16 protein-coding genes are annotated in these 23,499 nt (G+C 51.5%); 11 read left to right on the top strand and 5 right to left on the bottom strand.

The features are described 5' to 3' along the window. The first annotated feature begins 177 nt into the window (after positions 1 to 177). Together lrp and C813_RS37890 are read left to right on the top strand one after the other, a co-directional pair. On the top strand, positions 178 to 672 hold the full coding sequence (lrp, locus tag C813_RS37895) for a leucine-responsive transcriptional regulator Lrp (RefSeq protein ID WP_000228469.1): 495 nt from the start codon (positions 178 to 180) through the stop codon (positions 670 to 672). A 120-nt stretch (positions 673 to 792) separates the two neighbouring features. After that, positions 793 to 4,872, top strand: coding sequence for a DNA translocase FtsK 4TM domain-containing protein (locus C813_RS37890; RefSeq protein WP_025263671.1), 4,080 nt, complete (start codon positions 793 to 795; stop codon positions 4,870 to 4,872). Between the two features lie 69 nt (positions 4,873 to 4,941). On the opposite strand, the gene C813_RS37885 is transcribed toward C813_RS37890, so the two are convergent. Beyond that, a complete protein-coding gene (locus C813_RS37885) occupies positions 4,942 to 5,619 on the bottom strand; it encodes a hypothetical protein (protein WP_017456174.1) in 678 nt (225 codons plus the stop codon). A gap of 327 nt (positions 5,620 to 5,946) precedes the next feature. Between C813_RS37885 and lolA the strand changes: the two genes are divergently transcribed. The 4 genes from lolA to C813_RS37865 all read left to right on the top strand — a co-directional run bounded on the left by lolA (position 5,947) and on the right by C813_RS37865 (position 10,895). Next, positions 5,947 to 6,558 (top strand): outer membrane lipoprotein chaperone LolA, encoded by a 612-nt coding sequence (gene lolA, locus C813_RS37880; protein ID WP_017456175.1) that lies wholly within the window; start codon positions 5,947 to 5,949, stop codon positions 6,556 to 6,558. Between the two features lie 9 nt (positions 6,559 to 6,567). Beyond that, a complete protein-coding gene (rarA, locus tag C813_RS37875) occupies positions 6,568 to 7,911 on the top strand; it encodes a replication-associated recombination protein RarA (RefSeq protein ID WP_017456176.1) in 1,344 nt (447 codons plus the stop codon). A 91-nt stretch (positions 7,912 to 8,002) separates the two neighbouring features. Beyond that, a complete protein-coding gene (gene serS / locus C813_RS37870; protein ID WP_017456177.1) occupies positions 8,003 to 9,295 on the top strand; it encodes a serine--tRNA ligase in 1,293 nt (430 codons plus the stop codon). A 451-nt stretch (positions 9,296 to 9,746) separates the two neighbouring features. Continuing rightward, positions 9,747 to 10,895 carry an MFS transporter gene (locus C813_RS37865; RefSeq protein WP_017456179.1) on the top strand — a complete coding sequence of 383 codons (1,149 nt, stop codon included), beginning with the start codon at positions 9,747 to 9,749 and terminating at the stop codon, positions 10,893 to 10,895. 66 nt (positions 10,896 to 10,961) lie between these two features. Here C813_RS37865 and pflA read toward each other — a convergent pair whose 3' ends face one another. From pflA to ycaO, 4 genes are all read right to left on the bottom strand, one after another. Then, positions 10,962 to 11,702 carry a pyruvate formate lyase 1-activating protein gene (pflA, locus tag C813_RS37860; RefSeq protein WP_017456180.1) on the bottom strand — a complete coding sequence of 247 codons (741 nt, stop codon included), beginning with the start codon at positions 11,700 to 11,702 and terminating at the stop codon, positions 10,962 to 10,964. Between the two features lie 194 nt (positions 11,703 to 11,896). After that, on the bottom strand, positions 11,897 to 14,179 hold the full coding sequence (gene pflB, locus C813_RS37855; RefSeq protein ID WP_017456181.1) for a formate C-acetyltransferase: 2,283 nt from the start codon (positions 14,177 to 14,179) through the stop codon (positions 11,897 to 11,899). 51 nt (positions 14,180 to 14,230) lie between these two features. Further along, positions 14,231 to 15,088: a formate transporter FocA gene (focA, locus tag C813_RS37850; protein ID WP_017456182.1), complete on the bottom strand. Its 858-nt coding sequence runs from the start codon at positions 15,086 to 15,088 to the stop codon at positions 14,231 to 14,233. 405 nt (positions 15,089 to 15,493) lie between these two features. Further along, a complete protein-coding gene (gene ycaO / locus C813_RS37845; RefSeq protein ID WP_040016547.1) occupies positions 15,494 to 17,254 on the bottom strand; it encodes a 30S ribosomal protein S12 methylthiotransferase accessory factor YcaO in 1,761 nt (586 codons plus the stop codon). A gap of 137 nt (positions 17,255 to 17,391) precedes the next feature. On the opposite strand from ycaO, the gene C813_RS37840 reads away from it, so the two are divergent. The 5 genes from C813_RS37840 (at position 17,392) to rpsA (ending at position 23,324) form a co-directional block, all read left to right on the top strand. Beyond that, positions 17,392 to 18,084 carry a DUF421 domain-containing protein gene (locus tag C813_RS37840; RefSeq protein WP_017456184.1) on the top strand — a complete coding sequence of 231 codons (693 nt, stop codon included), beginning with the start codon at positions 17,392 to 17,394 and terminating at the stop codon, positions 18,082 to 18,084. Between the two features lie 162 nt (positions 18,085 to 18,246). Beyond that, on the top strand, positions 18,247 to 19,332 hold the full coding sequence (serC, locus tag C813_RS37835) for a 3-phosphoserine/phosphohydroxythreonine transaminase (RefSeq protein ID WP_017456185.1): 1,086 nt from the start codon (positions 18,247 to 18,249) through the stop codon (positions 19,330 to 19,332). 71 nt (positions 19,333 to 19,403) lie between these two features. After that, on the top strand, positions 19,404 to 20,687 hold the full coding sequence (gene aroA, locus C813_RS37830; RefSeq protein WP_017456186.1) for a 3-phosphoshikimate 1-carboxyvinyltransferase: 1,284 nt from the start codon (positions 19,404 to 19,406) through the stop codon (positions 20,685 to 20,687). A gap of 166 nt (positions 20,688 to 20,853) precedes the next feature. After that, positions 20,854 to 21,537 carry a (d)CMP kinase gene (gene cmk / locus C813_RS37825; protein WP_017456187.1) on the top strand — a complete coding sequence of 228 codons (684 nt, stop codon included), beginning with the start codon at positions 20,854 to 20,856 and terminating at the stop codon, positions 21,535 to 21,537. A gap of 113 nt (positions 21,538 to 21,650) precedes the next feature. Continuing rightward, positions 21,651 to 23,324, top strand: coding sequence for a 30S ribosomal protein S1 (gene rpsA, locus C813_RS37820; RefSeq protein WP_017456188.1), 1,674 nt, complete (start codon positions 21,651 to 21,653; stop codon positions 23,322 to 23,324). The last annotated feature ends 175 nt before the right edge of the window (positions 23,325 to 23,499 follow it).

The raw sequence follows: 23,499 nt of genomic DNA, 5'->3' as shown, positions 1-23,499 counted from the left end.
CGCCATTCGTGATATCGATAGCTGCCCCAGGCACCGGTCTTCTCAATACTGCCCCTGGGATTACGTGACGCGCTAATTAAAATTACGCGCCGCGTAGCGCGACGGGCAAAGACTCTGAACAGTGAAGTGCACAGGGTCAAGACAGGAGTAGGGAAGGAATACAGAGAGACAATAATAATGGTAGATAGCAAGAAGCGCCCTGGCAAAGATCTCGACCGCATCGATCGTAATATTCTGAACGAATTGCAAAAAGATGGGCGTATTTCCAACGTCGAGCTTTCTAAACGAGTGGGGCTTTCCCCAACGCCATGCCTTGAGCGTGTGCGCAGGCTGGAAAGACAAGGGTTTATTCAGGGCTATACAGCGCTGCTGAACCCGCATTATCTGGATGCATCACTTCTGGTATTTGTTGAGATTACTCTGAATCGTGGCGCGCCGGATGTGTTTGAACAATTCAACGCCGCAGTGCAAAAACTTGAAGAGATTCAAGAGTGTCATCTGGTTTCAGGCGATTTCGACTACCTGTTGAAGACGCGTGTGCCGGATATGTCGGCTTACCGCAAACTGCTAGGGGAAACCCTGCTGCGTCTGCCTGGCGTTAATGACACCCGCACATATGTGGTAATGGAAGAAGTCAAACAGAGCAATCGTCTGGTAATTAAGACGCGCTAATACGGAACAGGTGCAAAATCGCTGTTTTTTGATTACACTCCTGTTAATCCATACAGCAACAGTGCCGGGGAGACCCGGCGCTGTTGTCCGTTTTAGCATCAAGGACCTGGAGAGCCTGTCTTGAGCCAGGAATACACCGAAGACAAAGAAGTCACACTGACCAAGTTAAGCAGCGGACGTCGACTCCTGGAGGCGTTGCTGATCCTCGTTTCACTTTCTGCCGTCTGGTTAATGGCAGCGCTTCTCAGCTTTAACCCGTCCGATCCGAGTTGGTCGCAAACGGCCTGGCATGAGCCTATCCATAATCTTGGCGGCGTGCCTGGCGCATGGCTTGCCGATACGCTGTTTTTCATTTTTGGCATCATGGCTTACACCATTCCGGTGATCATTATCGGCGGATGCTGGTTTGCCTATCGCCATCGGGCCAGTGAAGACTATATCGACTATTTTGCTGTATCGCTGCGCATGATTGGCGCGCTGGCGCTGATCCTCACTTCTTGTGGTTTGGCGGCGATTAATGCGGATGATATTTGGTATTTTGCCTCAGGCGGCGTCATTGGCAGCTTGCTCAGTACCACGTTACAACCCTTGTTGCGTAGCAGTGGCGGTACACTGGCGCTGCTCTGTATCTGGGCCGCCGGTTTGACGTTATTCACCGGGTGGTCATGGGTGACCATTGCCGAGAAAATCGGCAGTGTGATCCTCAACATTCTCACTTTTGCCAGTAATCGCACCCGTCGTGATGACACCTGGGTCGATGACGAAGAGTATGAAGAGGATGATGAAGATAAAGGTGATACGGACCTTCCGCGCGAATCTCGCCGTACGCGTATTTTGCGTGGCGCGCTCGCGCGGCGAAAACGCATTGCCGAAAAGTTTGCGAATCCGATGGGGCGCAAAACGGATGAGGCGTTGTTCTCCGGTAAGCGAATGGATGACGATGAAGACGATATTGCTTATAGCGCTCGCGGCATCCCTGCGGATGCTGACGATGTGCTGTTCTCCGGGCATCGCGCAACTGAATCTGAACAGGAATACGATCCGCTGCTAAATGGTCGCAGTATAACGGCACCTGTTGCCGCCGCTGCGGCCGCGACGACTGTCGCTGCGCAGGCTTATGCCGCGCCGGTTGATCCGGTTGCGCAGGCGCCGCAGGAAATTGAATGGCTCTATGCGCAGCCACCGGTTCAACAGACCGCTGCGTATCAGCCAACGCCAGACGAGCAGAACTCTCTCGCATCTTACCAGCCTGTATCAAACCAATCGGTTTCACATGGAGCTGAATATCCGGCTGCACAATTCACTGAACCACAGTGGCAGCAACCTGTCGCGCAGGATAGCTGGGTGCCAGAAGCTCCGGTGACGGCACAGCCGCAAGAAGAAGATATTTATACGCATCCAGTACACGATCCGTTGCCATGGCAGGCTGAGCCACAGCCGCAGATCTCCCCTGCGCCAGAACGCGTAGTTGAGCCTGAACCTGTCGTTGAAGAAGTCAAACAGACTCGTCCACCGCTCTATTACTTCGAAGAAGTAGAGGAGAAACGTGCACGCGAGCGTGAGCAACTGGCGGCATGGTATCAGCCGATTCCTGAGCCTGAAAATAGTGAACCGGTCTCGAAGCCGACTGTGCCGACTATGCCATCGATACCGCCGGTTGAAGCAACCGTTGCGCCAGTTACAGCCGGAGTACAGCAGACCGCCAGTAGTGTCGCCGCAGCAACAACTGCTGCAGGTCCGGTGTTCAGCCTTGCAGCCGGTGGTACACCACGTCCGCAGGTGAAAGAGGGGATTGGCCCGCAACTGCCACGTCCGAACCGGGTGCGTGTACCGACGCGCCGTGAACTGGCTTCTTATGGTATCAAGCTGCCGTCTCAGCGGATGGCCGAAGAGCGCGCGCGCGAAGAAGATGAAACGCGCCATCCTAATGATCAATTCTCAGAAGACGCCGCTGATATGCAGCAGCAGGATGAACTGGCACGCCAGTTTGCCGCCACGCAGCATGATCGCTATGGTGATGGATACCAGCATGAGACGCCGCAATTCCAGTCGCAGCATGCTGTACCGAGTGAAGAAGACGCAGAAGAGGCGGAGCTTGCACGTCAGTTTGTGGCGTCGCAGCAGCAGCGGTATGCAGGTGAACAGCCTGCCGGGGCGCAGGCATTTATGCCGGAGGACTTTGCGTTCTCACCAATGAAGACGCTGGTAGATGACGGCCCAGGTGAGCCGCTGTTCACACCTGGTGTAATGCCGGAGCAGGAACCGTCTGCAGCGCAGCATCACCAACAACCGCCGCAGTATTATCAGCAGCCAGCTCACCAACCTATTGCACAGCCGCAGCAGTATCAGCAGCCGGCGCAGCAACCTGTCGCACAGCCGCAGCAGTATCAGCAACCGGCGCAGCAACCTGTCGCACAGCCGCAGCAGTATCAGCAACCGGCGCAGCAACCTGTCGCACAGCCGCAGCAGTATCAGCAACCGGCGCAGCAACCTGTCGCACAGCCGCAGCAGTATCAGCAGCCGGTTCATCAACCTGCTGCACAGCCGCAGCAATATCAGCAACCTGCTGCACAACCGCAACCGCAACCGCAACCGCAACCGCAACCGCAACCGCAACCGCAACCGCAACCGCAACCGCAACCGCAACCGCAAGAGAGTCTGATTCACCCGTTGCTAATGCGTAATGGCGACAGCCGCCCGATGCAAAAACCGACGACACCGCTGCCGTCGCTGGATTTGTTGACGCAGCCGCCAGCGGAAGTTGAACCGGTAGATACGTTTGCGCTGGAACAGATGGCGCGCCTGGTGGAAGCACGGCTGGCGGATTTCCGCATCAAAGCTGATGTGGTCAATTATTCTCCAGGTCCGGTTATCACCCGTTTTGAGTTAAATCTCGCCCCTGGTGTGAAAGCTGCGCGTATTTCGAACCTTTCCCGCGATCTGGCGCGTTCGTTGTCGACCGTTGCTGTGCGTGTGGTGGAAGTTATTCCGGGTAAACCGTACGTTGGTTTGGAACTGCCGAACAAGAAACGACAAACCGTTTACTTGCGTGAAGTGTTGGACTGCGTGAAATTCCGCGAAAACCCGTCGCCGCTGACTGTCGTGCTGGGTAAAGATATTGCAGGCGACCCGGTAATAGCCGACCTGGCGAAGATGCCGCACCTCTTGGTTGCGGGTACGACCGGTTCCGGTAAATCGGTAGGCGTGAATGCCATGATCCTCAGCATGTTGTATAAAGCGACGCCGGAAGAGGTGCGCTTTATTATGATCGACCCGAAAATGCTTGAGTTGTCAGTGTATGAAGGGATCCCGCATCTGCTTACCGAAGTCGTCACCGACATGAAAGACGCTGCCAACGCCTTGCGCTGGAGCGTCAATGAAATGGAGCGTCGCTACAAGCTGATGTCGGCGCTCGGCGTACGTAACCTGGCGGGCTACAACGAGAAGATCGCTGAAGCAGCGCGAATGGGCCGCCCGATCCCGGATCCTTACTGGAAGCCGGGTGACAGCATGGATGTTGAACATCCAGTGCTGGAAAAACTGCCGTATATCGTGGTGCTGGTGGATGAATTCGCCGATTTGATGATGACCGTCGGTAAGAAAGTGGAAGAGCTGATCGCGCGCCTGGCGCAAAAAGCGCGCGCTGCGGGTATTCACCTGGTGCTGGCGACCCAGCGTCCGTCAGTGGATGTCATTACAGGCCTGATTAAAGCCAACATCCCGACACGTATCGCGTTTACCGTTTCGAGCAAAATTGACTCGCGTACCATTCTTGATCAGGGCGGTGCTGAATCGCTGCTGGGGATGGGGGATATGCTCTATTCCGGCCCGAACTCGACTTCTGCACCGGTACGTGTACATGGTGCATTCGTTCGTGACCAGGAAGTGCATGCTGTTGTGCAGGACTGGAAGGCGCGCGGGCGTCCGCAGTATGTCGATGGCATTACCTCGGATAGCGAAAGCGAAGGTGGTGCCGGTGGCGGTTTTGAGGGGGGAGAAGAGCTTGATCCGTTATTCGATCAGGCTGTTAATTTCGTGACCGAAAAACGCAAAGCTTCTATCTCCGGCGTACAGCGCCAGTTCCGTATCGGCTATAACCGTGCAGCGCGTATCATCGAGCAGATGGAAGCTCAGGGGATCGTCAGCGAACAGGGGCATAACGGAAACCGTGAAGTGCTGGCTCCGCCGCCGTTTGACTAATATTTTAACAGCGCCATTCTGCCTCCATTTGCGGGAATTATCGACAATGGAGGCAGATTATGGAGATGATTAACGATATTTATTAATTTTTTCTAACTCATTCAATTCATCTTTCAAAGTAGATAAGCTATCACTTTCTTGGGTGATAGCAGTAGTGTTAAGGCCACATTCAGAAGCGGAGCTTGTATAGGTCACTGTTTCGAAATACTTTCCGGAACTATCATGGTTGCCATGATAGCACTTATATGTAACTGGTTGGTTATTTCCATTTGCAATAGCCGCTTTCAATACCTCAATTCTTCTTGGTAACCATTCATAACTCTTCCAATCAATAAGTAACTGATCCTCGGGGTTTATTAAAAAAGCATCCAACGTTGTAGATGCTCTATCGCTGTATTTTTCCACAGTGACTTCCATCACAGCTGTTTCTTGCTCGTGATTTCCATAAATCCTTGTAGCCCAACATTTCATAGGATATTCAACAACATGGTCAAAGTGCGGCCCATTTATGCTTCTGACGTTGGTAATGGCCACAACATCACGCTCAGATGTTGTATGAGTTCGATTATAGTAATTAATAAATTGAGGGGACTTAAAATACTCGTTAGCGCAAAACAGGAATGGTGCCCTATTGGAATTTGTCCTGTCGTCTAAAAATACCCAGTTAGTTAAATATCCATCCGTAGTGAGTGCCTTACAACCTGCTAGAAATAATGGCAGTGTCAATATTAATAGCCTAATATTCATAAATATTCCCTGTTAACTCTACTGTTGATAAAACTATTAAAGATGAGCTTAAGTTAAATTACTGATACGTTATGACGTAATTGTTGGATTGTATTATGTTCAGATGATTACGAATATACTATAGGATTTTTTAAAGGCGATAGAAATTATGAACTTATTTTCAAGAAGATGAGCGTCTTTAGAGATACAGGCTTTTGCTTAAGTGCAAGGCTTGGCTGATCGATTTCAGTTTTTTTACCAGGAAACTACGCTGCTGAATTGTTATAGTAGGGGAAGTTTTTTGCTTAGTCAGTTGACTGGCAGAATGGGAAAATTTAAGGAATCAAGATGAAAAAAATTGCCATCGCCTGCGCTTTATTTGTCAGCTTTGCCGCCAGCAATGTCTGGGCTGATGCTTCCAGCGACCTGAAAAGCCGTCTCGATAAAGTCAGCAGCTTTCATGCTACCTTCACTCAAAAAGTGACCGACGGCAGCGGTGCTGCGGTGCAAGAAGGTCAGGGTGATCTGTGGGTGAAACGCCCGAACCTGTTTAACTGGCACATGACCCAGCCGGATGAAAGTGTTCTGGTGTCAGATGGTAAAACGCTGTGGTTCTATAACCCATTTGTTGAGCAGGCAACAGCGACCTGGCTGAAGGACGCCACGGGTAACACGCCATTTATGCTGATTGCCCGTAATCAGGCAAGCGACTGGCAGCAGTACAATATTGAGCAGAAGGGTGACGATTTTGTGCTGACGCCGAAAGGCAATAACGGCAACCTGAAACAGTTCACTATCAACGTGGGGCGTGATGGCACTATCCATCAATTTAGCGCCATTGAGCAGGACGATCAGCGCAGCAGCTATAAGCTGAAATCACAGCAAAACGGCACCGTTGATGCGTCTAAATTTACCTTTACCCCGCCGAAGGGCGTAACGGTTGACGATCAGCGCAAGTAAGAGGCGTGCATGAGTAACATGTCGCTCGACTTTTCCGATAATGCGTTTCAACCTCTGGCCGCACGTATGCGGCCAGAAAATTTAGCGCAGTACATTGGTCAGCAACATCTGTTTGCGCCGGGTAAGCCGCTCCCGCGTGCGATTGAAGCCGGACACTTGCACTCAATGATTCTATGGGGACCGCCGGGAACGGGGAAAACCACGCTCGCCGAAGTGATTGCACGTTATGCCAGTGCAGATGTGGAGCGTATTTCGGCAGTGACCTCCGGGGTGAAAGAGATCCGCGAAGCCATTGAGCGTGCGCGTCAAAACCGCAATGCCGGGCGCCGTACCATTCTGTTTGTCGATGAAGTTCATCGCTTTAATAAAAGCCAGCAGGACGCTTTTCTGCCGCATATTGAAGATGGCACCATTACTTTTATTGGCGCGACAACGGAAAACCCCTCTTTTGAACTCAATTCTGCATTGCTGTCTCGTGCGCGCGTTTATTTGCTTAAATCGCTGACCACCGAGGATATCGAGCAGGTTTTAACGCAGGCGATGGAAGACAAAGCGCGTGGTTACGGCGGGCAGGATATTGTTCTACCGGATGAAACCCGGCGAGCGATTGCCGAATTGGTTGGCGGTGATGCGCGCCGGGCACTTAATACGCTTGAGATGATGGCGGATATGGCGGAACTCGACAATTCCGGCAAGCGTGTATTAAAGCCAGAACTGCTCACGGAAATTGCTGGTGAACGCAGCGCCCGCTTCGACAACAAAGGCGATCGTTTTTACGATTTGATTTCCGCATTGCATAAATCGGTCCGCGGCAGTGCGCCGGATGCTGCGCTTTATTGGTATGCACGAATTATTACTGCCGGTGGCGATCCTTTATATGTCGCGCGGCGCTGTCTGGCGATTGCCTCTGAAGATGTTGGCAACGCCGATCCGCGTGCGATGCAGGTTGCTATTGCCGCATGGGACTGTTTTACACGCGTTGGTCCTGCCGAAGGCGAACGTGCCATCGCGCAGGCGATTGTCTACCTTGCTTGTGCGCCGAAAAGTAATGCGGTTTATACCGCCTTCAAAGCGGCACTGGCAGATGCGCGCGATCGCCCCGATTACGACGTGCCGGTTCATCTGCGTAATGCGCCAACCAAACTGATGAAAGAGATGGGCTACGGGCAGGAGTATCGCTACGCGCATGACGAGCCCAATGCCTATGCCGCCGGGGAAGAATATTTCCCACAAGAACTGGCACAGACACGCTATTATCACCCCTCGACAAGAGGCCTTGAAGGTAAGATTGGTGAAAAGCTCGCCTGGCTTACCGAACAGGATCATAAAAGCCCTATAAAACGCTATCGCTAGTGCGGGCGTTGCGGTAAGGTTACGGCTTACACCATCGACCGCAGGCTGCGGTCGTATTCTTTTATTTCAATTCGATAAGCACAGGAAAAGCATGCTCGATCCCAATCTGCTGCGTACCGAGCCAGACGCAGTCGCTGAAAAACTGGCACGCCGGGGCTTTAAGCTGGATGTAGATAAATTACGCGCGCTTGAAGAGCGTCGTAAAGTCTTGCAAGTTAATACGGAAAACTTGCAGGCGGAACGCAACTCGCGATCGAAATCCATTGGCCAGGCGAAAGCACGCGGGGAAGATATCGAGCCTTTACGCCTGGAAGTGAACAAACTGGGTGAAGAGCTGGACGCGGCTAAAGCGGAGCTGGAAACCCTGTTGGCGGAGATCCGCGACATCGCGCTGACAATCCCTAACCTGCCAGACGATTGTGTTCCAGTCGGCCGTGACGAAAATGACAACGTTGAGGTCAGCCGTTGGGGTACGCCGCGCAAATTTGATTTCGACATTCGCGATCACGTGACGCTGGGTGAAATGCACAGCGGGCTGGATTTCGCCGCCGCGGTGAAACTTACCGGCTCTCGCTTTGTAGTGATGAAAGGGCAGATTGCGCGCATGCATCGTGCGCTGGCGCAGTTCATGCTGGATTTGCACACCGAACAGCATGGCTACGCAGAGAACTATGTTCCGTATCTGGTCAACCAGGATACGCTGTACGGCACCGGGCAGTTACCGAAATTCGCGGGTGATTTGTTCCACACTCGTCCGCTGGAAGAAGAAGCAGACAGTAGCAATTACGCGTTGATCCCGACAGCGGAAGTTCCGCTGACAAACCTGGTGCGTGATGAGATCATTGATGAAGATGATCTGCCGATCAAAATGACTGCGCACACGCCATGTTTCCGCTCAGAAGCGGGATCTTATGGGCGTGATACGCGCGGTCTGATCCGTATGCACCAGTTCGATAAAGTTGAAATGGTGCAGATCGTTCGCCCGGAAGATTCCATGGCGGCGCTGGAAGAGATGACGGGTCACGCGGAGAAAGTGTTGCAGCTGCTGGGGCTTCCCTATCGTAAAGTGCTGCTGTGCTCGGGCGATATGGGCTTCGGCGCTTGCAAAACCTACGATCTGGAAGTGTGGGTACCGGCGCAGGACACTTACCGTGAAATCTCTTCCTGCTCTAACGTCTGGGATTTCCAGGCTCGTCGTATGCAGGCGCGCTGCCGTAGCAAGTCCGACAAGAAAACTCGCTTGGTACATACATTGAATGGTTCCGGTCTGGCCGTTGGCCGTACGCTGGTGGCGGTAATGGAAAACTATCAGCAGGCTGATGGTCGAATTGAAGTGCCGGAAGTACTGCGTCCGTACATGAACGGCCTTGAGTTCATCGGCTAATCATCTGCATGTAGTGAATGTTAATTCTGAAAGCGCCTGCGGGCGCTTTTTTGTCTATTTAAAACCCCTCCTGCGAGTGGTTCAGCAGTAGGTTCAGGTTTAACGTTGACAGAACTGGCTGAAGCTTATTCTCATTTTTTTGGTACGCTCTTCACGGATGAAAACAATGCAGCCTGCTGTGGAGGGTAATAATTTTTACGGTATCTGTTTCAGCCTTTTTATGCCGGCATTCATCATGAATTTTTTCGACCGATAATTCTGCCTGTTAGCAAAAGTATTCTTTTATTTTCAATAGTGTGAATCATGTCGTCCATTGTTAGGCCCAACGCTGGATAAGTTTTACGAATCGTCGTGGTGCAAAACGTGTCAGCGTCCAAAATCCGTGGATTGACAATGTTCTTTCCGGTGGCATGATGCGCACGCAAACTGAATTTCCTCACGGTTTTTATCCATGTCCATCTATACCCGGCCAGTGCTGCTATTGCTCTGTGGCTTAATGCTGTTGACGCTGGCGATCGCGACGCTAAATACGCTCGTGCCGCTCTGGCTCGCCCACGAAAACTTACCGACCTGGCAGGTTGGGATGGTGGGTTCTTCTTATTTCACTGGCAACTTGCTGGGTACGTTACTGACCGGGCGTTTAATTCGCCGTCTGGGTTTTAACCGCAGTTATTATCTTGCTTCACTGATCTTTGCCGCAGGCTGTGTTGGCCTGGGGCTAATGATTGGCTTCTGGAGCTGGATGGTTTGGCGCTTTGTCGCTGGTGTGGGCTGCGCGATGATTTGGGTGGTCGTGGAAAGCGCCCTGATGTGCAGCGGTACATCGCGCAATCGTGGGCGCCTGTTAGCAGCTTATATGATGGTTTACTACGTCGGCACAGTGCTTGGCCAGGTGATGGTCAGTAAGTTGCCGACAGATCTGATGAGCGTACTGCCGTGGACGACTGCGCTGGTGTTGGCGGCGATCCTGCCGCTGCTGTTTACCCGCATTGTCAACCAACAGAACGAAGAACAGGCTCCGACCTCGGTATGGCCGATGTTGCGTCTGCGCCATGCTCGCCTGGGTGTGAATGGCTGTATTATCTCCGGGATCATCCTTGGTTCGCTGTACGGCTTGATGCCGCTCTATCTTTCGCACCAGGGGATTAGCGATTCGGGGATTGGTTTCTGGATGGCGCTCATGGTCAGTGCCGGTATTGTAGGGCAGTGGCCGATTGGTCGGCTGGCAGATCGTTTTGGTCGCCTGCTGGTGCTGCGTGTGCAGGTGTTTGTCGTGATCGTGGGTTGTTTTGCGATGTTGAGTAATGCCGCTATGGCTCCTGCGCTTTTTGTGCTCGGGACCGCAGGCTTTACCCTTTATCCGGTAGCGATGGCATGGGCCTGTGAGAAAGTGGAACATCACCAACTGGTGGCAATGAACCAGGCACTGCTATTGAGTTACACCATTGGCAGCCTGCTTGGTCCGACGCTGACCGCAATGTTGATGCAAAGCTACTCAGATAGCTTGCTATTTATCATGATCGCGGGTGTGTCGTTTATCTATCTGGTGATGCTGATGCGTAAACCCGGGCATCATCCAACGCCGGTGGCGCATGCCTGATATGTGCTGTTTCATAAATAAAAAAGCCACAACTCAACGATGTGGCTTTTTTGTCTCAGAGATGGCTCAGTACATCACTTTGTGACCGTACTGCTCCAGGATGCCTTTTACGCGCTCCATGGTCTCTTTCTTCGGCGGGTGAATACCGTCCAGCTTATACTCTTCACCCATCGCCACCCATTTATGTTTACCCAGCTCGTGATAGGGAAGGAGTTCGATTTTCTCAACGTTACCCATATCGCGGGTGAATTCACCAAGGCGATGTGCGGAATCGTCATCATCAGACCAGCCTGGCACAACGACGTAACGGATCCATACGTTGATATTTTTCTTTGATAAATATTGTGCGAATTCGAGGGTCCGGTGATTAGATACGCCGACCAGATTCTGGTGGATCTCATCGTTCATTTGCTTGAGGTCGAGCATCACCAAATCGGTAACTTCCAACAATTCATCGATCACTGGATCGTAACGGCGTACAAAGCCGTTGGTATCGAGGCAGGTGTGGATGCTCTCTTTTTTACAGGCGCGAAACCAGTCGCGAACGAATTCCGCCTGCAAGATTGCTTCCCCACCGGATGCCGTGACGCCACCGCCGGAGGCGTTCATAAAGTGCCGATAGGTAACGACGTCTTTCATCAGTTCTTCAACGGTGATTTCTTTGCCACCGTGTGTATCCCATGTATCGCGGTTGTGACAATACAGGCAGCGCATCAGGCAGCCCTGGAAGAAGGTGATAAAGCGGATACCCGGGCCGTCGACCGTGCCGCAGGATTCAAAGGAGTGGATGCGACCAATAACTGACATTGCGGTGTTTTCTCCAGATGTGGCCCATCCGGGGCCTGTGTCTGCGCAGTTTAATTCCTTCTGCGCTAAGTCTGTTTTGGCAGACATCCAGCAAGTATAGATGGCTGACGAAGCACACTTCAGGTGTTAAAAAGGCCCCACAGTCGTGGAGCCTTTATTATACGCTTTTTACTGCGTAGTTTCAGTCAATACCATTACATGGTCTGAGTGAATGTACGAGTGATAACGTCCTGCTGCTGTTCTTTAGTCAGGGAGTTAAAGCGTACGGCATAACCAGAAACACGGATGGTCAGCTGCGGATATTTTTCCGGGTTTTCCATCGCGTCGAGCAGCATTTCGCGGTTCATCACGTTCACGTTCAGGTGCTGACCACCTTCGATGGACGCTTCATGATGGAAGTAACCATCCATCAGACCCGCCAGGTTGGTTTTACGTACTTCGTCGTCTTTACCCAGCGCATTCGGCACGATAGAGAAGGTGTAAGAGATACCATCTTTAGCGTAAGCGAACGGCAGTTTAGCAACGGAAGTCAGAGAGGCAACAGCACCTTTCTGGTCACGACCGTGCATCGGGTTAGCACCCGGTCCGAACGGAGCACCAGCGCGACGGCCATCCGGGGTGTTACCTGTTTTCTTACCGTACACAACGTTAGAAGTGATGGTCAGAACAGACTGAGTCGGGATAGCGTTGCGGTAAGTGGTCAGTTTCTGAATTTTCTTCATGAAACGTTCAACCAGGTCAACCGCCATATCATCAACGCGAGCGTCGTTGTTACCAAACTGCGGATATTCGCCTTCGATTTCGAAGTCGATAGCCAGACCGTCTTCGTCACGAATCGGTTTCACTTTCGCGTATTTGATAGCAGACAGGGAGTCAGCCGCTACGGACAAGCCAGCGATACCGCAAGCCATGGTACGGATAACGTCACGATCGTGCAGCGCCATCAGTGAAGCTTCGTAGCTGTATTTGTCGTGCATGTAGTGGATGACGTTCAGCGCGGTGACGTACTGTTTAGCCAGCCAATCCATGAAGTGATCCATACGATCCATCACTTCGTCGAACTTCAGAACGTCGCCTTTGATAGGTTCAGATTTCGGACCTACCTGCATTTTCAGTTTTTCATCAACGCCGCCGTTGATTGCATACAGCATGGTTTTCGCCAGGTTAGCGCGAGCACCGAAGAACTGCATTTGTTTACCCACAACCATCGGGCTTACGCAGCAAGCGATAGCGTAGTCGTCGTTGTTGAAGTCAGGACGCATCAGATCATCGTTCTCGTACTGCAGAGAAGAGGTATCGATGGAGACTTTCGCAGCAAATTTTTTGAAGTTCAGCGGCAGTTTTTCAGACCACAGAACAGTGATGTTCGGTTCCGGAGACGGACCCATGGTGTACAGGGTGTTCAGGAAACGGAAGCTGTTTTTGGAAACCAGCGTACGACCATCAACGCCCATACCACCGATAGATTCAGTTGCCCAAATCGGGTCGCCAGAGAACAGTTCATCATATTCAGGGGTACGCAGGAAGCGGACCATACGCAGTTTCATGACCAGGTGGTCAATCATTTCCTGAGCGTCTTGCTCAGTGATTTTACCTGCTTTCAGGTCACGTTCGATGTACACGTCCAGGAAGGTGGATACGCGACCAAAGGACATTGCAGCGCCGTTCTGAGACTTAACAGCGGCCAGGTAACCGAAATAGGTCCACTGGATTGCTTCCTGAGCGTTGGTAGCCGGACCAGAGATATCGCAACCGTATTTTGCTGCCATCTCTTTGATCTGACCCAGTGCGCGATGCTGTTCAGCAATTTCTTCACGCAGACGGATAGTCGCTTCCAGGTTTACGCCGTTTTCCATGTCAGACTGCAGAGACAGGAACTGAGCGTATTTGTCTTTCATCAGGTAGTCGATACCGTACAGTGCAACGCGACGGTAGTCACCGATGATACGGCCACGACCGTAAGCATCCGGCAGACCAGTCAGAACACCGGATTTACGGCAGTTCAGAATATCTTTGGTGTAAACATCGAATACACCCTGGTTATGGGTTTTACGGTATTCGGTGAAGATTTTTTTAAGAGCAGGATCCAGCTCGCGGTTGTACGCTTTGCAGGAGCTTTCAACCATTTTGATGCCGCCGAACGGGATGATTGCGCGTTTCAGCGGAGCTTCAGTTTGCAGGCCAACAATTTTCTCTAACGATTTGTTGATGTAACCAGCGTCGTGAGAAGTGATGGTTGATGCAATGGAGGTGTCAAAATCAACTGGCGCATGGGTGCGGTTTTCCAGTTTAACGCCTTCCATGACTTTGTCCCACAGTTTGGTGGTCGCGTCAGTAGCGCCAGCCAGGAAGGACTCATCGCCTTCGTACGGGGTGTAGTTTTTCTGGATAAAGTCACGTACGTTGACTTCTTTCTGCCAGTCGCCTTTCGCAAAACCTTCCCAGGCTGTGGCTAATTTTTCATTAAGCTCGGACATGTAACACCTACCTTCTTAAGTGGATTTTTTATTTACTGCCTGAAACAACCATTAATGATGATCGTTGCCACGCAGGTAAATGACCCAGTATGTCAACCCGACTAATAATCCTCCACCGATGATATTCCCGATTGTTACAGGGATCAGGTTATCAGTGATGAAATTCATAATGGTCAGGTGAGAGAAACTTTCCGGGCTGGAGCCAACGGCGGTCCAGAACTCCGGGCTTGCAAAGTTGCGAATTACAATACCCATCGGGATCATAAACATATTCGCAATACTGTGTTCAAAACCGCTGGCAACAAACATCGCCACCGGCAGAACCATAATCATGGCCTTATCCATCAGGCTGCGGCCGGAATAACTCATCCACACGGCCATACACACCATCAGGTTAGCCAGAATACCCAGCGCCACTGCTTCGACAAACGTGTGATGTACCTTATGGTCAGCGGTTTGCAGTACATTTAAACCCCAACCGCCGTTGGCGACCATATACTCGCCAGATAACCACATTAACAACACAAACAGCAGCGCACCCACCAGGTTGCCGATATAGACGTTAATCCAGTTGCGGGCCAACTGCCCCCAGGTAATACGCCCACTGGCTTTCGCCACGACAATCAGTACGGTTGAAGTAAAGAGATCGGCACCGCAAATGATGCAAAGGATCAACCCCAGGGAGAAGCAGACACCACCGATAAGTTTAGCAATACCGTACGGCATTGCGCCGGTACCTGTGGTGGCGGTGATGTAGAAAACGAAAGCAATGGAGATAAACACGCCTGCGGTAATCGCAAGATAGAAAGTCTTAAGCGGATGTTTAGTCGCTTTATAGACACCAGCTTCTTCGGCAACTTTGGCCATCTCGGCTGGAAGAATAAGATCAAAAGGGTTGTCAGCTTTCACACTAACTCTCTCTTTATTAAGTCGGCGACGAGATACTAACAAAGCATTATAGAAGAGAATTTGATATGGATCATATCTCGCCTGGCTTATAGGACCGCAAAGCGTATGGTTTTTCTACGATCGCGGAGTAACTTGTTGATTATCATAATAAAAATAAAGTTTAAGAATTACAAAATGAGTTGAATTTTTTTATGCGGTCTCCCAAACAACAGTTAATTAAAATGGAGTAATCACCATAATAAGTAACAATATTAGTTTTAATGGATAATTATATTTACCCATATTTAACTTTAATATTACATATGGTTGTCATCGCCAAATAATAAATAAAAAGGGGCAATGAAATTGCCCCGTAATATAGCGTAGACCGTTCATTAAGCCTACATATTGTCGTACTACTTGTCGTTATTTCGACCAGAACGTACGTTTAGCTCGTTGTAATTTTTCGTAAGCCGCTAACAAAGACTGGTGTGCGGAGAAGGCTTTCAGCGAACCGTCTGCAGGCTGGAGATCGTAGAACGGTGCTTCACCGCTTAACGCGGCGCTGGCGGCTTCAACCGCTTGCGCACCATACATACGTACGAATGCATTCAGGTATTGCAGCGGCTCGCGATCCTCTTCCTGCGCCAGTAACAATAATGTCTGCAGGCAGCGGTAGTAGTTGGCCCTTTCGGCGCTAAAGATCGAGGCGTTGAATTCCATCGTCCATTCAGTCCAGGCCAATGCCTGATCCAAATCGCCGCCTGCCAGCGCCAGCATCGCTTTTAGTTCACCAATGCGCAGCGTGTACCAGCCATTGTCTTTGCCGGTCGCCAGACCCAACAGTTCACGAACGCGGGTGAAGTCATCATGACCTTCGTCATCAAGCTGTGAAATCAGGTTGAGGTACTCCTCTTTTTCCCATTCACTGCCAGGTAAAGAGAGGATGGTTTCGCGCAAATGGCTGCCCATGGTGTTGTTCGCCAGCCACAGATCTTCCGCCGGATAAATATCGGACATGCCAGGCACCAGGATACGGCAGGCGTAAACGCCCAGATGTTCATAATCGACAATGTAGACTTCTTTATCTTCCGCCTTAAAGATAGCCATAAGTGTGGCAAACTCTTCTTCCGTCGTGCCAGCGAAGCTCCAGTCAACAAACGGATAATCGGCATCTTGCTTGAACAGGTCCCATGAGATCAAACCGCTGGAGTCGATAAAGTGCGTTTCGAGGTTGGCATGCTCGGCCACTTCTTCATCATCAAAGGTTGGCGGTGTGAACACATCCAGATCTTTCAACCCGCGGCCTTGCAGCAGCTCGGTAACGGTACGCTCAAGCGCCACGCCGAAATCAGGATGTGCACCAAAAGAGGCAAAACAGGTGCCGTTAGCCGGGTTGAACAGGACAACGCAGATAACCGGATATTTACCGCCCAGCGAACCGTCGTAAGCGAAGATCGGGAAACCTTCCGCTTCCAGTTTAGCAATCGCTTCGACAACGCCTGGATAGCGCGCCAGTACATCCTGCGGAATTTCTGGCAGGCTGATGCTCTCGGCAATAATGCGATTTTTAATATGGCGTTCGAACACTTCGGACAGCCCCTGCACGCGGGCTTCATTGCGCGTGTTCCCGGCGGACATACCGTTAGAAACGTATAAGTTGCCGACGATATTCATCGGGATATAAACCGTCTGCTCATCAGACTGGCGGGTAAACGGCAGGGCGCAGATACCGCGCTCATCGTTGCCGGATTGCAGATCAACGAGCATCCCGGCAGCCAGTTCGTTCTGCGGGTCGTAGTAGGCGCGCAGACGCGCATCCAGAATGCCTTCCGGCAGGGAGTCATCTTCCGGCAGCGGGAACCATTTCTCATTCGGGTAATGAACGAATGGACCTTGTGCGATTTCATCACCCAGCCAGAAATCAGCGAAGAAGTAGTTGGTGGACAGACGCTCGAAATACTCGCCCAGTGCAGAGGCCAGCGCAGCTTTTTTGGTCGCGCCTTTGCCGTTGGTGAAGCACAGCGCGCACTCTTTATCGCGAATATGTACAGACCAGACGTTTGGCACCGGGTTCAGCCATGAGGCCTCTTCGATGTTAAAGCCGAGATCGGTGAGCTTTTGCTGGAAGCGGGCGATGGAATCTTCCAGCGCGGCGTCTTTGCCGGGAATAAATGTTTGAGTCATGGCGGTCACTTTTTTCGTACGTAAAGCGCGCAATGATACGGGTTTTGCGTGACTGACGCTATCTTCCACGTCTGACCGACGAAAATAAAACTTCTGGCTATGATTAAGAAAAGTAACGAACTGTTCAGGCATAAAAAATGAAAGCGTTTGATCTGCATCGTATGGCGCTCGACAAGGTCCCTCTTGATTTTCTCGGGGAAGTCGCACTGCGTAGTCTTTACACCTTTGTTTTGGTCTTTTTATTTCTCAAAATCACCGGGCGACGCGGCGTACGCCAGATGTCCCTGTTTGAAGTGCTGATAATCCTGACATTGGGGTCGGCCGCCGGGGATGTCGCTTTTTACGATGATGTGCCAATGCTGCCGGTGCTGGTGGTTTTTATCACTTTAGCGTTGCTCTATCGGTTTGTGATGTGGTTGATGTCGCACAGCGAAAAACTGGAAGATTTGCTGGAAGGCAAACCGGTTGTCATTGTCGAAAACGGCGAATTGGCATGGGACAAACTGCATGCGGAGAACATGACCGAGTTCGAGTTCTTTATGGAGCTACGTTTGAATGGCGTGGAACAACTCGGACAGATTCGTCTGGCAATAATGGAAACCAACGGTCAAATCAGTGTTTACTACTTCCCGGACGATGAGGTGAAACCCGGGTTGTGTATTTTGCCTGAAGGATGCAATGAGCGTTTCACGACGGTTCCCGAGGCGGGGGACTATGTTTGTGTCCGCTGCAGTAAAATCGTCGCCATGCAAAAAGGGGAAAAGCAATCTTGCCCGCGTTGTGCAAATCCGGAATGGTCGAAGGCAAGCCGGGCTGTTCGCGTGACATAACAGCGTTTTTATCGGGTCTGCGTTGAGCAAACAACACTTTCTGCTATGTGAGTTAGCGCACATCTTGCCACTGGCGTCCATTACCCGTTGCGGCGCGTAGCGCTGAATGATAAAACCGATGTCACAGGAATAACTTATTGCTTTATAGCGTGGTGAGGGGAAATGACTCAGGTCTTTAATTTTAGTTCTGGCCCGGCAGTATTACCGGCAGATGTGCTCAAACAAGCGCAACAAGAGCTGTGCGACTGGCAAGGTCTTGGAACGTCGGTGATGGAAATTAGCCATCGTGGTAAAGAGTTTATCCACGTGGCGGAAGAAGCAGAAAAGGATTTTCGCGACCTGCTGAATATTCCCTCTAACTATAAGGTTCTGTTCTGTCACGGCGGCGGTCGCGGCCAGTTTGCGGGCGTTCCGCTGAACTTGCTGGGCGATAAAACCACCGCTGATTACGTTGATGCGGGCTACTGGGCGGCGAGTGCGGTAAAAGAAGCGAAAAAATACTGCTCACCGAACGTTATTGACGCCAAAATCACTGTTGATGGTCTGCGTGCGGTGAAACCGATGCGCGACTGGCAACTGAGCGATAATGCGGCCTATCTGCACTACTGTCCGAACGAAACGATCGACGGTATTGCGATCGATGAAACACCGGACTTCGGTGATGTAGTCGTTGCCGCTGATTTTTCCTCAACTATTCTCTCTCGCCAGATTGACGTAAGCCGCTTTGGTGTGATCTACGCAGGCGCGCAGAAAAATATCGGGCCAGCGGGTTTGACGCTGGTGATTGTGCGCGAAGATCTGCTGGGTAAAGCGCATCAGACTTGCCCGTCGATCCTTGATTACACCGTGCTGAACGAAAACGACTCGATGTTTAACACGCCGCCGACCTTTGCCTGGTATCTCTCCGGGCTAGTGTTTAAGTGGCTGAAAAAACAAGGCGGCGTGGCGGCAATGGACAAAATCAACCAGCAAAAAGCCGACCTGTTATACGGTGTGATCGACAACAGCGATTTCTACCGCAACGACGTGGCGAAAGCGAACCGTTCGCGAATGAACGTACCGTTCCAGTTAGCAGACAGCGCGCTCGATAAAGTCTTCCTTGAGGAGTCGTTCGCTGCGGGTCTGCACGCGCTGAAAGGCCACCGTGTTGTCGGTGGGATGCGCGCCTCTATCTATAATGCGATGCCGCTGGCTGGCGTACAGGCGCTCACTGACTTTATGGTCGATTTCGAACGCCGCCACGGTTAATCACCCTGTTTTGACGTACCCCCGTAGTCTGACTGCGGGGGTTTTATTCTGTTTGTTGAGAGTGAAGTTTCATGGAATCCCTGACGTTACAACCCATCGCGCGAGTAGATGGCACCATCAATCTGCCTGGTTCAAAGAGTGTCTCCAACCGCGCCTTGTTGCTGGCCGCATTCGCGCGTGGCACGACTGTTCTGACTAACCTGCTGGACAGTGATGATGTGCGCCACATGCTCAATGCCCTCAGCGCGCTGGGGGTTCATTACACGTTGTCTGCCGATCGCACCCGTTGTGAAGTGACGGGTGTTGGCGGCCCGCTGCACTCAACAAAAAAACTGGAACTGTTTCTGGGTAACGCTGGAACCGCCATGCGTCCGTTGGCCGCTGCGCTGTGCCTTGGCGAGAACAATATTGTGCTGACTGGTGAGCCGCGCATGAAAGAGCGTCCGATTGGCCATCTGGTTGATGCGCTTCGTCAGGGCGGGGCAAAGGTTGATTATCTTGAGCAGGAAAATTATCCGCCACTGCATTTGCGCGGTGGCTTTACTGGTGGTGAAGTGAGTGTCGATGGCAGCGTTTCCAGCCAGTTCTTAACCGCATTGCTGATGACAGCCCCGCTGGCGCCCAACGACACGGTTATCACCATCAAAGGTGACCTGGTATCCAAACCGTATATTGATATCACGCTGCATCTGATGAAGACCTTCGGTGTTGAGGTTGAAAACCAGCAATATCAACGCTTTGTTGTGCGCGGTGCGCAGCAATATCAGTCACCGGGCCATTATCTGGTCGAAGGCGATGCGTCTTCTGCTTCTTATTTCCTCGCGGCCGGCGCAATCAAAGGCGGTACGGTGAAAGTAACCGGTATAGGCCGTAACAGCGTGCAGGGCGATATTCGTTTTGCCGATGTGCTTGAAAAAATGGGCGCAACCGTTGTCTGGGGTGATGATTATATTGCCTGCACGCGTGGTGAGTTGAACGCAATCGACATGGACATGAACCATATTCCCGATGCGGCAATGACCATTGCGACGGCAGCGCTGTTTGCCAAAGGCTCGACCACTCTGCGCAACATCTATAACTGGCGCGTAAAAGAGACCGATCGCTTGTTCGCGATGGCGACGGAGCTGCGTAAAGTTGGGGCCGAAGTGGAAGAGGGCGAAGACTATATTCGCGTAACACCGCCTGCCAGGCTGCAGCTTGCGGAAATCGGAACGTATAACGATCATCGTATGGCGATGTGCTTCTCGCTGGTGGCGCTGTCTGATACGCCGGTCACTATTCTTGATCCGAAATGTACAGCGAAGACTTTCCCGGACTATTTTGAGCAATTAGCCCATATTAGTACGCTGGCATAATTTCTCCCTTTTGCGGGCTGGTGTAAATCAGCCCGCTTCCCGCGCAATTATTCTACACTCAGTTGCATCCTCTTCGGTTATTCGCACGCAACAGTAACGGTTGTGGGCATTGGCGCGTATAATGCGCGCGGTTATGTAACGATATGCCTTGATTAAGGAGAGAAAGATGACAGCAATTGCCCCGGTAATCACCATTGATGGGCCAAGCGGCGCGGGTAAAGGCACGCTTTGCAAGGCAATGGCGGAAGCGTTGCAATGGCATCTGTTGGACTCAGGCGCAATTTATCGTGTTCTGGCGCTTGCCGCGCTGCATCACCATGTCGATGTTTCTTCCGAAGATGTTTTGGTTCCGCTGGCAGCGCACCTGGATGTGCGTTTTGTCTCAACAAATGGCCATCTGGAAGTCATTCTGGAAGGCGAAGATGTCAGCAGCGAAATCCGTACTCAGGACGTGGCGAATGCAGCCTCGCAGATTGCAGCGTTCCCGCGAGTGCGTGAAGCGTTATTACGTCGCCAGCGCGCATTCCGTGACGCACCAGGCCTTATCGCCGACGGGCGTGATATGGGGACTGTGGTTTTTCCGGACGCGCCGGTAAAAATTTTTCTTGACGCTTCTTCTGAAGAGCGTGCGCATCGGCGCATGCTACAGTTGCAGGAGAAGGGCTTTAGTGTTAACTTTGAACGCCTTTTGGCCGAGATAAAGGAACGTGACGATCGCGATCGAAACCGCCCTGTTGCACCGCTGGTTCCCGCTGCCGATGCTTTAGTACTGGATTCAACCAGTTTAAGTATTGAGCAAGTGATTGAGAAAGCGCTACAATATGCTCGCCAAAAATTGGCTCTCGCGTAAGCGACCGAATTCGTAGTACCTGCTGCAATGGAGTGTGAGCAGGCATGTGAAACAACCCCATCCGGCATGAAGCCAGGTGGACGTTAAATTGAAGAATCCTGAAGATTATCAATATGACTGAATCTTTTGCTCAACTCTTTGAAGAGTCCCTGAAAGAAATCGAAACCCGCCCGGGTTCTATCGTTCGTGGTGTTGTTGTTGCTATCGACAAAGACGTAGTTCTGGTTGACGCCGGTCTGAAATCTGAGTCCGCCATTCCGGCAGAGCAGTTCAAAAACGCCCAGGGCGAGCTGGAAATCCAGGTTGGTGACGAAGTTGACGTTGCTCTGGATGCAGTAGAAGACGGCTTCGGTGAAACCCTGCTGTCCCGTGAAAAAGCGAAACGTCACGAAGCTTGGATCACGTTGGAAAAAGCTTACGAAGACGCTGAAACTGTTACCGGTGTTATCAACGGCAAAGTCAAGGGCGGCTTCACTGTTGAGCTGAACGGTATTCGCGCGTTCCTGCCGGGTTCCCTGGTAGACGTTCGTCCGGTCCGTGACACTCTGCACCTGGAAGGCAAAGAGCTTGAATTCAAAGTAATCAAGCTGGACCAGAAACGTAACAACGTTGTTGTTTCACGTCGTGCGGTTATCGAATCCGAAAACAGCGCAGAGCGCGATCAACTGCTGGAAAACCTGCAGGAAGGCATGGAAGTTAAAGGTATCGTTAAGAACCTCACTGACTACGGTGCATTCGTTGATCTGGGTGGCGTTGACGGCCTGCTGCACATCACCGATATGGCATGGAAACGCGTTAAGCATCCGAGCGAAATCGTAAACGTTGGCGACGAAATCACTGTTAAAGTGCTGAAATTCGACCGCGAACGTACTCGTGTTTCCCTGGGCCTGAAACAGCTGGGCGAAGATCCGTGGGTAGCTATCGCTAAGCGTTACCCGGAAGGCACCAAGCTGACTGGCCGCGTGACCAACCTGACCGACTACGGCTGCTTCGTTGAAATCGAAGAAGGCGTTGAAGGCCTGGTTCACGTTTCCGAAATGGATTGGACCAACAAAAACATCCACCCGTCCAAAGTTGTTAACGTTGGCGATGTAGTGGAAGTTATGGTTCTGGATATCGACGAAGAACGTCGTCGTATCTCCCTGGGCCTGAAACAGTGCAAATCCAACCCGTGGCAGCAGTTCGCAGAAACCCACAACAAGGGCGACCGCGTTGAAGGTAAGATCAAGTCTATCACTGACTTTGGTATCTTCATCGGCCTGGACGGCGGTATCGATGGCCTGGTTCACCTGTCTGACATCTCCTGGAACGTTGCAGGCGAAGAAGCAGTTCGTGAATACAAAAAAGGCGATGAAATTGCTGCCGTTGTTCTGCAGGTTGACGCAGAGCGTGAGCGTATCTCTCTGGGCGTTAAACAGCTCGCAGAAGATCCGTTCAACAACTACGTTGCACTGAACAAGAAAGGCGCAATCGTAAACGGTAAAGTTACGGCAGTTGACGCTAAAGGCGCGACCGTAGAACTGGCTGACGGCGTTGAAGGTTACCTGCGCGCTTCTGAAGCTTCCCGTGACCGCGTTGAAGACGCAACTCTGGTTCTGAATGTTGGCGACGATGTTGAAGCTAAATTCACCGGTGTTGATCGTAAAAACCGCGTAGTTAGCCTGTCTGTTCGTGCGAAAGACGAAGCTGACGAGAAAGATGCAATCGCTTCTGTTAACAACAAACAGGAAGAAGGCAACTTCTCTAACGCTATGGCTGAAGCTTTCAAAGCAGCGAAAGGCGAGTAATATCAAGCGCTCTGAATTATTTACGCTGTACCAGGACGTAAGTCACACGACTGCAGCGTGAACGATGATGAGTTACTTGACAGATCACAGGATTCGTCCTGTAATCAATGACAAAGGGCGGCTACGGCCGCCCTTGTTAAAGCTAGTAAAGCTAATTTTGCGTTGAAGGAAACCG

The sequence above is a fragment of the Kosakonia sacchari SP1 genome (assembly GCF_000300455.3).
Classification (GTDB): Bacteria; Pseudomonadota; Gammaproteobacteria; order Enterobacterales; family Enterobacteriaceae; genus Kosakonia; species Kosakonia sacchari.
Note: the sequence above shows the minus strand (reverse complement) of the source record. Positions and strands in the feature narration are given on the sequence as shown.